This is a genomic window from Azospirillum sp. TSH20, assembly GCF_003115935.1.
Classification (GTDB): Bacteria; Pseudomonadota; Alphaproteobacteria; order Azospirillales; family Azospirillaceae; genus Azospirillum.
Window position 1 is genome coordinate 36,759 of record NZ_LGQU01000022.1, and the last position, 11,977, is coordinate 48,735.

An 11,977-nucleotide genomic window follows, 5' to 3' on the forward strand; every position below is an offset into this window, starting at 1 on the left:
GCGCCGTGGTTTGGGTGGGCATACGCGAAGGGCTGGTTTCTTGCCGGGCAGCAACGTCGTCATCGTCGAATCGCCGGCCAAGGCGAAGACCATCAACAAGTATCTGGGCGACGACTATACCGTCATCGCCAGCTTCGGCCATGTCCGCGACCTTCCGGCGCGGGACGGTTCGGTGCGCCCGGATGAAGACTTCGCGATGGAATGGGAGCTGGGCGACCGCTCCAAACGCCACATCGACGAGATCGCCAAGGCGGTGAAGTCGGCCAACCGCGTCTATCTCGCAACCGACCCGGATCGCGAGGGAGAGGCCATCGCCTGGCACCTGTCGGAGCTGCTGCGCGAAAAGCACCTGACCGACAATCGCGACGTCCAGCGCATCACCTTCAACGAGATCACCAAGAGCGCGGTGCAGGCCGCCATCGCCAACCCGCGCGACGTGTCGCGCGAACTGGTCGACGCCTATCTGGCGCGCCGGGCGTTGGATTATCTGGTCGGCTTCACCCTGTCGCCGGTGCTGTGGCGCAAGCTGCCCGGCTCCAAGTCGGCCGGCCGCGTGCAGTCGGTGGCGCTGCGCCTGATCTGTGAGCGCGAGTCGGAGATCGAGGTCTTCAAGCCGCAGGAATACTGGTCGATCGCGGTGGGCTTCACCACGCCGGCGGGGTCCTCCTTCACCGCGTCGCTGACCCAGCTGGACGGCAAGAAGCTCGACAAGTTCGGCCTGCCCAACCGCGAGGCGGCCGAGGCCGCGGTGGCGAAGATCCGCCCGCAGACCTTCGCCGTGTCGCAGGTGGAGCGCAAGCAGAGCCGCCGCAACCCGTCGCCGCCCTTCACCACCTCCACCCTGCAGCAGGAGGCCTCGCGCAAGCTGGGCTTCGGCGCCACCCGCACCATGCGCACGGCGCAGAAGCTGTATGAGGGCGTCGACATCGGCGGCGAGACGGTCGGCCTCATCACCTATATGCGAACCGACGGCGTCAGCCTGTCGCAGGAGGCCATCGACGGCGCCCGCAGCCTGATCGGCTCGCACTATGGCGAGCGATACGTCCCGGCCCAGCAGCGCGTCTACAAGACCGCCGCCAAGAACGCCCAGGAGGCCCACGAGGCCATCCGTCCGACCGACCTGCACCGCCGCCCCGAATCGGTGTCCGGCTATCTGGAAAGTGACGAGCTGCGGCTCTATGAACTGATCTGGAAGCGCACACTGGCCAGCCAGATGGAAAGCGCCGTGCTGGATCAGGTGGCGGTGGACATCGCCAGTCCGTCGAAGGACGTGGTTCTGCGCGCCACCGGCTCCATCGTCGTGTTCGACGGCTTCCTGAAGGTCTATCAGGAGGACCGCGACGACGCGGCCGAGGACGACCAGCAGGAACGCCGCTTGCCGGCCATGGACCAGGGCGACGCTCTGGACCGCGGCGACATCGTCCCGGACCAGCATTTCACCCAGCCGCCGCCGCGCTATTCCGAAGCCAGCCTCGTCAAGAAGCTGGAGGAGTTGGGGATCGGCCGCCCGTCCACCTATGCCTCGATCTTGCAGGTTCTGCAGGACCGCAATTATGTCCGGCTGGACAAGCGGCGCTTCATCCCGGAAGACCGCGGCCGGCTGGTGACTGCCTTCCTGGAAAACTTCTTCCACCGCTATGTGGAGTACAACTTCACGGCGGAGCTGGAGAACCAGCTGGACGAGATCTCCGACGGCAAGATCGATTGGAAGACCGTCCTGCGCGACTTCTGGACCGCCTTCGACGTGGCGGTGAACGGCACCAAGGATCTGACGATCACCCAGGTGCTGACCACGCTCGACAATGAACTCGGCGCCCATTTCTTCCCCGCCGCCACCGAGGACGGCCACGACCCGCGCGTCTGCCCGGTCTGCCGCGAGGGGCGGCTGGGGCTGAAGCTAGGCAAGATGGGCGCCTTCATCGGCTGCTCGCGTTATCCGGAGTGCCGCTACACCCGGCCGCTGGCCGTCGCCAACGACGAGAACGGCGAGGCGCAGGAAGGTCCGCGCGAGCTGGGCAACGATCCGGAGACCGGTCTGCCGGTGACGGTGCGCCGCGGCCCCTACGGCGCCTACATCCAACTCGGCCCGGCGCCCACCGCGACGGTCGCTCCGCCAGAGGAGCCTGCGGCGGAAGAGCCTGCCGCCGACGGTAAGAAGCCGAAGGCGAAGAAAAAGAAGAAGGACGACACGCCCAAGCCCAAGCGGGTGTCGCTGCCCAAGGGCATGGCCGCGGCGGACGTCGATCTCGACACCGCGCTGAAGCTGCTGGCCCTGCCCCGCGTCATCGGCAACCACCCGGAAACCGGCGAGGAAATCAGCGCCGGCATCGGCCGCTTCGGCCCCTACCTGAAGCATGGCAGCGTCTACAAGTCGCTGACGCCCGATGACGACGTGCTGACCATCGGCATCAACCGCGCTGTCGACCTGCTGGCCGGAGCCGCCAAGAAGGCGTCGGCCCCGGCCAAGACGCTGGGCGATCACCCGAAGACCGGCAAGCCGATCACCATGGGCTCCGGCCGCTTCGGTCCCTATGTGAAGCACGCCAGCGTCTATGCCTCGATCCCGAAGGGGACCGAGCCGGACAGCGTCACGCTGGAACAGGCGCTGGAGCTGATCGACGCCAAGGTCGCCAAGGACGCCGCCAAGAAGGGCAAGGCCCCGAAGGAGGCCGAACCGGCCAAGGCCGAGGGCGCGGAGGCTGAGAAGCCCGCCAAGGCGAAAGCCGCGGCGAAGAAGCCCGCCGCCAAGAAGGCGACCAAGGCCAAGACCGCCAAGGACGCTCCGGCGGAAGCCGCCGCGCCGAAGAAGAAGACCGCCAAGGCATCGTAACCGAAGTTCCCTCTCCCACCCCGGGAGAGGGATTTTCGCAGGTGATTTTCCTACTAAAATAAAAGACATTAAAGCAGTTCAGACAAAATTCTCTGTTGAAATCCCCGTCAGCCTGTCGTCTCATTGTCCCTGCCCTGCAGGTTCCCCGTGTCACCCGCAGGCCCGGCGCGTTAAGCTGCCGGCGGTGCGCAACCAAAGGAATACGGGAGGACAACGACCATGAGCGCCGCGGTTTCAACACAGGATTCCCATCCCCCGCAGGATACCCCGCTGGTCCTGCGCGAGGATCGCGATGGGGTCGCCACGCTGACACTGAACCGGCCGAAGGCGCGCAATGCCCTGTCGGTGGGGCTGATGGCGGCGTTGCAGGACGCGCTGGACGCCATTCACGAGGACCGTTCCGTGCGCGCCGTGGTGCTGGCCGGGGCCGGCGGCGCCTTCTGCGCCGGGCATGACCTGAAGGAAATGCGCGCCGCCCCGTCGCGGGAACTGTACGAGGCTCTGTTCACCCAGTGCTCCCGCCTGATGCTGACGATCAACCGCATCCGCCAGCCGGTGATCGCCAAGGTGCGCGGCGTTGCGACCGCCGCCGGCTGCCAGCTGGTCGCCACCTGCGACCTCGCCTATTGCGAGGAGGACGCGCGCTTCGCGACGCCGGGGGTGAACATCGGGCTGTTCTGCTCGACGCCGATGGTGGCGCTGACCCGCGCGGTCGGGCGCAAGGCGGCGATGGAGATGCTGCTGCTGGGCGACCTGATCGACGCCGAGGAGGCGGAGCGCATCGGCCTCGTCAACCGCGCGGTGCCGGCCGACCAGCTGGACGAGGTGGTGGACAGCGTCGCCGCCAAGATCGCGTCCAAGTCGCCGCTGACGCTCGCCACCGGCAAGGAGGCGTTCTATCGCCAGATCGACCTGGACGTGGAAGGCGCCTATGCCTACGCCGCCAAGGTGATGACCGAGAACATGATGGCGCAGGATGCCGCCGAGGGAATCGACGCCTTCCTGGGCAAGCGCACGCCGGTCTGGTGCGGCCGATGACCGACCTGAAAATCACCGAGCCGGCCGACTACACCGACGCCTTCCTGCGCGGTGTGCTGGACAGCGTGAAGAGCGTCGCCGTGGTGGGGGCCAGCGCCGACCCGGTGAAGGCCAGCTTCTTCGTGATGAAGTACCTGCGCGACAAGGGATATCAGGTCATCCCGGTCAACCCGAAGATGGCGGGCCAGACCATTCTCGGCCTGCCGGTCTACGCCAGCCTCAAGGACCTTCCGGAGCCGCCGGACATGGTCGACATCTTCCGCAACTCCACCGCCGCCGGCGGGGTGACGGACGAGGCGATCGCCGCCGGGGCCAAGGTGGTGTGGATGCAGTTGGGCGTCCGCAACGACGAGGCGGCGGCACGGGCCCAGGCGGCCGGCCTGACCGTGGTGATGGACCGCTGCCCGAAGATGGAAATCCAACGGCTCTATGGCGAAATCGGCCGGATCGGGGTCAATTCCAACGTACTGGTGACGCGCCGCATGGCGCCGACGAAATCGTTCAAAAAGCTGATCTGAAAAATTGGGGGAATCACGCAGATGACTGAGCAGAAGAGCTTCGGCTTCGAGACCCGCGCCATCCATGCCGGCGCCGCACCCGATCCGGCGACCGGCGCCCGGCAGACGCCGATCTACCAGACCACCAGCTTCGTCTTCGAGGATGTCGAGGACGCCGCCTCGCTGTTCAACCTGCAGAAGGTCGGCTTCATCTATTCCCGCCTGACCAACCCGACGGTGGCGGTGCTGGAGGAGCGGCTCGCCAATCTGGAAGGCGGCGCCGGCGCCACCGCGACCTCGTCCGGCCATGCCGCGCAGCTGCTGGCACTGTTCCCGCTGATGGCGCCGGGGGACCACATCGTCGCGTCGAAGAAGCTCTATGGCGGCTCGCTGAACCAGCTCGGCATCAGCTTCCCGCGCGCCTTCGGCTGGCAGCCGAGCTTCGTCGACACCGACGACGTGGAGAACGTGAAGGCGGCGATCACCGAGAAGACCAAGGCGATCTTCGTCGAAAGCCTTGCCAACCCCGGCGGCGTGGTGACCGACATCGAGGCCATTGCCAGGATCGCCGACGAGGCCGGCATCCCGCTGATCGTTGACAACACGCTCGCCACCCCGTACCTGATCAACCCGATCCAGTGGGGCGCCACGCTGGTGGTGCATTCCACCACCAAGTTCCTGTCCGGCAACGGCACCTCGGTCGGCGGCGTGGTGGTGGACAGCGGCAAGTTCGACTGGAGCAAGTCCGGCAAGTTCCCGGCGCTGAGCGAACCCGACCCCGGCTATCACGGCCTGCGCTTCCACGAGACCTTCGGCCATCTCGCCTTCACCATCCACGGCCATGCCGTGGGCCTGCGCGACCTGGGACCGAGCCAGGCGCCGATGAACGCCTTCCTGACGCTGAACGGAATCGAAACCCTGCCGCTGCGCATGCAGCGCCACGCCGACAGTGCGCTGAAGGTGGCTCAGTTCCTGGAAAGCCATCCCGCGGTCGGCTGGGTCAGCTATGCCGGTCTGGAGTCGTCGAAGTACCGTGATCTCGCGAAGAAGTACCTGCCGCGCGGTGCCGGTGCGGTGCTGACCTTCGGCGTCAAGGGCGGCTTCGAGGCCGGCGTGAAGGTGGTGGAGAGCGTGGAGCTGTTCAGCCACCTCGCCAACATCGGCGATGCGCGCTCCCTCATCATCCACCCGTCCTCGACCACCCACCGCCAGCTGTCGGCGGAGGCCCAGGCGTCGGCCGGCGCCGGTCCCGACGTGATCCGCCTGTCGATCGGGCTGGAAACGCCGGAGGACATCATCGCCGACCTGGATCAGGCGCTGAACAAGACATTGGCGTAAGAGGAACCACCGGTGCACGGAGCAGGCAGCAGGATCGCGCTTGCCCCCGTGCACCGGCACCGGACCGGTCAGACCGCCGGCTTGTAAGCGATCGCATTGATGCTGAAACGCATTCCGTCGATGGTCCGGCAGATGGAACCGTCCTGGCGGCGCGGATCGACCTTCCCCATGCTTGCGTCGGTAAACAGATTGAAGTGATCGACGCGGGAAATGTTGCAGAAACCGACTTCCTGCAGGAAAAGTTGCAGAATATCGTAGCTGAATCCGATCTTGTGCAGATCGTATTCGTTGCGCTGGCCGCCAAATGCGAGCCTCGACAGCTTGAACCGGTCGCCGGTCGTCAGATCATCGGCACAAAATGCGCGGGCGATTTCATAAAAATCGGGAACGGATATGCGGATCCGACCACCCGGCTTCAGCACCCGCAGGAATTCCCGCAGAGCACATTCCAGCTCCCCATTATGGCTCAGGTGTTCGAGGACATGGCTGGCATAGATTTCCTCCACCGATCCGGCAGGAAACTGGCGCATGTCCGTGCAGGTTCCAACGAAGTCGGTAATATCGCTGGCTGCAATATCGAAGATCTTCCAATCCGGGTGTTTCTGATGCCCGCCGACGTGCAACTTCATACTTAGCCTCATCATCCCGGAAAATTATCATCCGGAGTTCGATAAACGAAAAACCAGTCCGCTGCCATAATCGGCAAGAGCGGTCCTGTATAATGGGACGTACCGGCCAATGGTAAAGGGTTTGAAGTCGAAGCCTGCGGAACCTGATGCTCCGACCCACCATGCCCCGGCGTCACTCCGCCGCCGACAACGGCTCAGCCACCGGTTCGGCCTTGCGGCGGTCGTCGGGCAGCAGCAGGGCGGCGGCGAAGGCCAGGGCAGCCAGCGCCGATAGGGTCAGATAGAGCATGGTGAACTCGCCGGTCCGCTCGTAGACCCAGGCGACCAGCTGCACGGCCAGCGGGCCGGCGCCGAAGGACAGGATGTATTTGGCGCCGAAGGCCAGCCCGCGGTGCTTGTCCGGGGTATAGCGGGCCAGCAGCATGTTCTCCGCCGGGATCTGTGTCTGCGAAGCGATCACCACGAAGGCGGCGGCGGCCACCAGCGGCACGTCGGCCAGGACGGCGACCGCCGCCATCAGCGGGATCTGGGCCAGCAGGCAGAGCATATAGACCCGCTTCAGCGAATGGCGGTCGGCCAGCACGCCGCCGACCATCTGCGGCAGGGCGGAAATCAGGTAGACCGCCGTCACCAGCCCGCCGACCCCCAGCGTGCCGGTGCCGAGCCAGCCACCCAGCCGCGCCTCGAACAGCTTGGGCAGCACCACCTGCATGGCGTTGAAGATCAGACCGGCGCAGACCATGGTCAGCGACAGCACGAAGAAGGCGCGCACCACGTCGCCGCGCGACGGCTTGGGTTGCGGCTTCACGTCGGCGTGGCGGTCCTGGACGACGCCGGTCATCATCAGCATGGCCAGAACGACGCCCAGCACAATGCAGAGCGCACCCGGGATGATGAAGGCCATGCGCCAGTTCAGCCATTGCGTCAGGCTGCCGGCGACCACCGCGGCGGTGGCGACGCCGAAGGTACCGAACAGGCCGAGCCAGCCCATCGCCTTGCCGCGATTCTCGGCGTTCGCCATCATCCAGGCCATGCCGACGGGGTGGTAGATCGACGCCCCCAGCCCCAGCAGGGCCAGCGACCACATCAGCATCTCCGGCCCGTCCGACAGTCCGGCCAGAACCGCGCCGCCACCGGTCAACAGGTAGAAGACGGCGATCATGCCGGCCGAACTCCAGCGGTCGCCCAGCCAGCCGGCCAGCGGCGCCCCCAGCCCGATCATGAAGGCGCCCAGAGTCCACAGCCGGATCAACTCGTCATAGGAGAGCTTCCATTCCGTTTCCAGCGCCAGCACGATGGTGAGGAACAGCGCCGACACGATGTGCATCAGCGAGTGCCCGACCCAGGCGAACCCGACGGACAGCCGCGCCGAGGTCGGCGACGGCAGGGCGGCGGAAGGGTGGCTCATGGACCGTCTCCGACCCCGGACCTGTTCGGACCGGGAAATGTTTCACAGGCAAGCGAAAAACAAAGCTGGCACGGGATGGTTGAACCGTCCAATGCGCCTGCCTCATGGCGGGCATGCCGCGTGGAATCGAGTGGTGGCGTTGTCGGGCAACAGGGCTGGACATGATGTGGTAGACCGCCATATGTGGCTTTACCACATCATCGGGACGGCTTATCTTAGGGCATGAACAAAGCCGTGCTCCTCCTGTCCCGTAAGACCCTCTACGACGACGGAAGCATCATCAGGTGCGGGTCTGGTCAGTGGCGGCTCCCGTACCGCCATCGGAGCATGGCTACAAGTACAGTCTGTTTTACGGTAGAGCCGGCGAACGGATCGTCGGGTACGACAACGAGAAGGGCAAAGGTGACCACAAGCACATCCAGGGCCGGGAGACGTCGGTTCGATTCGAGACTATGGATCAGTTGATCGACCAGTTTTTCGCCGATGTCGCGGCGGTCAGGGAGGGAAGGCTATGACGACGCTTCAGATCCACATCGGGATCGACCTCCAGGCCGAGGCCGCTGCCATCAAGGATGCGCTCCGACGCCATTCAGTCGGGGAGACCGTCCGTGAGCACCACATCACCTTCGAGTCCTTCGAGGGGATGGCGCGGATCCTTACGCCGAAGCGGCTGGAGATCCTCCGGCATCTTCATCGCAATCCCACCGCGAGCATCCGGGCATTGGCCGGCGCGCTGGGCCGCGATTACCGGAATGTCCATCTGGATGTGACCGCATTGGTCGAGGCCGGACTGATCGACGATCAGGACGGTTTGCGAGTGGATTATGACGATGTCGAGATGAAGATGGCGCTCTGACGGGAAGCGCTCAGTCGTGAACGTTCCCGCGCATCTTCTTCACCTCCGACCGCTTGGCCTTGCCCTCCAGTCGCCGCTCCTTGGATCCCTTCGTCGGCTTGGTCGGGCGGCGGGGCGGCGGCGGCGGGGCGGCGGCTTCGCGGATCAGGTCGATCAGGCGCTCGCGGGCGTCTTCGCGGTTGCGAATCTGCGAGCGGTAGCGGTCGGCCACCAGGATCAGCACGCCATCCTGGGTCAGGCGGGACCCGGCCAGCCGCTCCAGCCGGTAGCGCACCGGGTCGGGCAGGTTCGGCGAACGCCGCACGTCGAAGCGCAATTGGACCGCGGTCTCCGTCTTGTTGACATGCTGGCCGCCGGGGCCGGAGGCGCGGATGAACTCCTCCTGCAACTCGTTTTCGTCCAAGCTGATGCGGGGGTTGACCCGGATCATGTCGACTCCCCCGTTGGCGGCTCCAACGGATGGCGGGCGCGGAAGGCGCGGGCCAGGGCGGCGAAGCCGGCGACGTCGACCTCCTCGGCGCGGGCGGTCGGGGCGATGCCGGTTTCCTCCAGCAGGGCCTCGGCATTGCCCAGCGACTTCAGGCTCTGGCGCAGCATTTTGCGGCGCTGGCCGAAGGCGGCGGCGGTGACCTGTTCCAGCGCGCGCCAATCCGCCGGTTCGGGGTTCACCCGCGGGGTCAGGTGAACGACCGTCGATTCGACCTTCGGCGGCGGGGTGAAGGCGCGCGGCGGCAGGTTGAACAGCACGCGGGCGTCGGAGCGCCACTGGGTGATGACAGACAGCCGGCCATAGGCCTTGCTGCCCGGTTTCGCCACCAGCCGGTCGGCGACCTCCTTCTGGAACATCAGGGTCAGGCTGACATAGGCCTCGATTCGCGCCAGCCAGCCGAGCAGAAGCGGGGTCGCGATGTTGTAAGGCAGGTTGGCGACGATGGCGCGCGGCGCGGGGGCGAGGTCTTCCGGGTCCACCGTCAAGGCGTCGGCCTCGACGATGCTCAGGCGGCCCTGCGATGCCTCGATGACGTCCTGCAGCGCCTCGATGAAGCGGCGGTCGCGTTCGATGGCGATGACCTTTACCGCATTGGTCGCCAGCAGCGCGCGGGTCAGGCCGCCGGGACCGGGACCGACCTCGATGGCGGTGGTGCCGGCCGGCAGATTGGCCGAGCGCGCGATCCGCCCCGTCAGGTTCAGGTCGAGCAGGAAGTTCTGCCCCAGCGACTTGCGCGCCTCCAGCCCGAAACGCGCGATCACGTCGCGCAGCGGCGGCAGGGCGTGCGGGTCGAATGCAGCCGGGGTGGATGCGGGCGCGGCAGGGGCGGAGATCGGGTCGGTCATCCCCGACTTATAGGCATCCCCCACGCGCTTCACCAGACGGCAGTTTGCAACAGTGATTACAGCAGGCGGCGCAGCAGCACGACGGCGACCACGCCGGCCACCACGGCGACCACCATCGGCACGCGCCGGGCGATCAGACAGACGAAGGCGGCGGCCAGCGCGTCGGACGGGCGCGACAAGGCGGCGGGCGCCACCAGGGCGACCAGAACGGCGCCGGGCGTCGCCTCCAGCGCAGCATTTGCCGCCCGGCCCGGCCGGATCCGCGCGATCAGCCACGGCCCGCCGATCCGCGTCATCCAGGTGACGAGCGCCCCGCCCAGCACGATGGCGAAGACACTCCAGTCCAGGTGCAGCGACTCAAGCATTGCGCGCCCTCCCCTGCCCCTTCGCTTGAAGGGCGGCGACCGCGCCACCGGCCAGCGCGCCGGCCAGGATGTGCCAGGTCCCACCCGGCGACAGCGTATGGACGGCCAGCGCGGCGGCGGCACTCGCCAGCCAGGGCGGCAGCGAACCGGCTCCGCGCCAGAACCCGGCCAGCAGGCACAGGAAGACGGCGATAAAGGTGAAATCCAGCCCCCAGGCGGTCGGGTCGGCGATCAGCGCGCCAGCCAGCGTTCCGGCCACCGTGCTGGTGAGCCACGCCAGATACAGCGTCGCCGCCACACCGTACCAGTAGGCCAAGGTCAGCTCAGGTCCTCGGCGGAGCGCCAGCGCCCATTGCTCGTCGGTCATGAAGAACAGCGCCAGCCCGGCCCGTGCCCGCGGAACACCGCGGAAGCGCGGCTCCAGCGTCGCGCCCATCAGCAGGTGGCGCAGGTTGACCAGCAGGATGGCGCCGACCACCGCCAGCCCGGCGCTGCCCTTGTCCAGCAGTTCGACCGCGACGAACTGGGAACTGCCGGCGAAGACCAAGGCGCTCATCAGCCCCATGTCCAGTGCCGACAAGCCCGCCTTGGCAGCGAGGCTGCCCAGCAGGAAGCCGAAGGGAACCGCGCCGGCCACGATGGGCAGGCAATGGACGACGCCTGCCGCGAACTCCTGCCGCGGGGATGCCGGTAAGGTGTAGCTACCCATGCTCATGTGCTTGCTCATGGCTGCGAAACTAGGCGGCCGCGGCGGGTGCGTCTTGGACGGGATTGCTGCCGCGCCGGTATTGGCCGGGGGAGACGCCGACCCGCCCCTTGAACACCCGGTTGAAATGCGCCTGATCGCAGAAGCCGCAGGTCAGCGCCACGTCGGCAAGCGGCAACGGGCCGGCGAGCAGCCGCTTGGCCTGGGCGACGCGGCGGTCGGTCAAATAGCCGTGCGGTGTGGTGCCCACCGCCGCGCGGAAGACGCGCAGCAGATGGAAGCGGCTGAGCCCCGCCGCCTCGGCCAGATTGGCCAGTTCCACCGGGCTGTCGAGATGGGCGTCCAGATACTCCCGCGCGCGGCGGACCGCCGCCGGCTCCTGCCCCGCATCTTGCGGGCGGGCGGTCAGGTCGCCATGGCGCAGGGCCAGCGCAGTGAAGGCACGCAGCGCGTCGGTGTCGGTGCGCAGCGGCTCGCGGTACGGCCCCTCCAGCCCATGGTGCAGGCCGCGCAGGGCCTGAAACAACTCCGGGTCGTCCAGTTCGGTGGCGGCGAAATGCGGGGTGACGGGCCGGCCCAGCGCATCGGCCATCGCCTGTTCGAACAGCGCCACCGACGGGTAGAACATGCGGTAGGCATAGCCGTCTTCGGCTGGGCGGCCGTCATGCAGAACCTCCGGATCCAGAACCACGACCTGTCCGGCCCGCGCCACCCGCTCGGTGCCGCGGCAGCGGTACAGCTCGGTCCCGGCGGTGATGACGCCGACCACATAGGTTTCGTGCGTGTGCGGGGCATAGCTGTGGCGCTGGAAGCGGGCGTTCAGGCATTCCATGCCGTCGAAGCGCGCCTCCCGCCACAAACGGGCGAAATCGCCGCCGCCGGCCGGAGTCTGGCTTAGTGCTGATTGCTGGTCCATGCCGCAGTCTAACAGGAGGGCGTGACGGTCGTCTTGGACAGGATTGCGGGCGGAGCGGC

The 11,977-nt window shown here is 66.9% G+C and carries 13 protein-coding genes; 6 read left to right on the forward strand and 7 right to left on the reverse strand.

Annotation, left to right across the window (positions count from 1 at the left end):
* Positions 1–40: 40 nt before the first annotated feature.
* From topA to TSH20_RS05560, 4 genes are all read left to right on the forward strand, one after another.
* Positions 41–2,830, forward strand: coding sequence for a type I DNA topoisomerase (gene topA, locus TSH20_RS05545; RefSeq protein ID WP_109073802.1), 2,790 nt, complete (start codon positions 41–43; stop codon positions 2,828–2,830).
* Positions 2,831–3,049: 219 nt separating this feature from the next.
* Positions 3,050–3,868: an enoyl-CoA hydratase gene (locus tag TSH20_RS05550; protein ID WP_109073803.1), complete on the forward strand. Its 819-nt coding sequence runs from the start codon at positions 3,050–3,052 to the stop codon at positions 3,866–3,868.
* Complete coding sequence (locus tag TSH20_RS05555; RefSeq protein WP_109074065.1) at positions 3,865–4,386, forward strand: CoA-binding protein; 522 nt, start codon at positions 3,865–3,867, stop codon at positions 4,384–4,386. Before TSH20_RS05550 ends, TSH20_RS05555 begins: the two co-directional genes overlap by 4 nt.
* A 21-nt stretch (positions 4,387–4,407) precedes the next feature.
* On the forward strand, positions 4,408–5,703 hold the full coding sequence (locus TSH20_RS05560) for an O-acetylhomoserine aminocarboxypropyltransferase (protein ID WP_109073804.1): 1,296 nt from the start codon (positions 4,408–4,410) through the stop codon (positions 5,701–5,703).
* Positions 5,704–5,771: 68 nt separating this feature from the next.
* On the opposite strand, the gene TSH20_RS05565 is transcribed toward TSH20_RS05560, so the two are convergent.
* Complete coding sequence (locus tag TSH20_RS05565; protein WP_158281953.1) at positions 5,772–6,332, reverse strand: methyltransferase domain-containing protein; 561 nt, start codon at positions 6,330–6,332, stop codon at positions 5,772–5,774.
* Between the two features lie 172 nt (positions 6,333–6,504).
* Positions 6,505–7,740 (reverse strand): MFS transporter, encoded by a 1,236-nt coding sequence (locus TSH20_RS05570; protein WP_109073806.1) that lies wholly within the window; start codon positions 7,738–7,740, stop codon positions 6,505–6,507.
* Positions 7,741–8,039: 299 nt separating this feature from the next.
* Here TSH20_RS05570 and TSH20_RS35605 point away from each other — a divergent pair, with 299 nt between their 5' ends.
* Together TSH20_RS35605 and TSH20_RS05580 are read left to right on the forward strand one after the other, a co-directional pair.
* Entirely contained in the window at positions 8,040–8,255 is a 216-nt protein-coding gene (locus TSH20_RS35605) for a DUF6516 family protein (RefSeq protein WP_247871545.1), read from the forward strand.
* Positions 8,252–8,596, forward strand: coding sequence for a winged helix-turn-helix transcriptional regulator (locus tag TSH20_RS05580; protein ID WP_109073807.1), 345 nt, complete (start codon positions 8,252–8,254; stop codon positions 8,594–8,596). The genes TSH20_RS35605 and TSH20_RS05580 overlap by 4 nt, the downstream gene beginning before the upstream one ends.
* Before the next feature lie 10 nt (positions 8,597–8,606).
* Here the strand turns inward: TSH20_RS05580 and arfB are convergent, their stop codons facing one another.
* Genes arfB through TSH20_RS05605 form a run of 5 tightly spaced genes read right to left on the reverse strand, consistent with a single transcriptional unit; the run spans position 8,607 to position 11,918 of the window.
* A complete protein-coding gene (arfB, locus tag TSH20_RS05585; protein WP_109073808.1) occupies positions 8,607–9,026 on the reverse strand; it encodes an alternative ribosome rescue aminoacyl-tRNA hydrolase ArfB in 420 nt (139 codons plus the stop codon).
* Positions 9,023–9,931 carry a 16S rRNA (adenine(1518)-N(6)/adenine(1519)-N(6))-dimethyltransferase RsmA gene (rsmA, locus tag TSH20_RS05590; protein ID WP_109073809.1) on the reverse strand — a complete coding sequence of 303 codons (909 nt, stop codon included), beginning with the start codon at positions 9,929–9,931 and terminating at the stop codon, positions 9,023–9,025. The genes arfB and rsmA overlap by 4 nt, the downstream gene beginning before the upstream one ends.
* Positions 9,932–9,987: 56 nt before the next feature.
* The gene (locus TSH20_RS05595; protein ID WP_109073810.1) at positions 9,988–10,296 is read right to left on the reverse strand and encodes an AzlD domain-containing protein; all 309 of its coding nucleotides are present in this window, start codon (positions 10,294–10,296) and stop codon (positions 9,988–9,990) included.
* Positions 10,289–11,011 carry an AzlC family ABC transporter permease gene (locus TSH20_RS05600; protein ID WP_199232071.1) on the reverse strand — a complete coding sequence of 241 codons (723 nt, stop codon included), beginning with the start codon at positions 11,009–11,011 and terminating at the stop codon, positions 10,289–10,291. The genes TSH20_RS05595 and TSH20_RS05600 overlap by 8 nt, the downstream gene beginning before the upstream one ends.
* A 22-nt stretch (positions 11,012–11,033) precedes the next feature.
* A complete protein-coding gene (locus TSH20_RS05605; RefSeq protein ID WP_109073811.1) occupies positions 11,034–11,918 on the reverse strand; it encodes an AraC family transcriptional regulator in 885 nt (294 codons plus the stop codon).
* Positions 11,919–11,977: the final 59 nt, after the last annotated feature.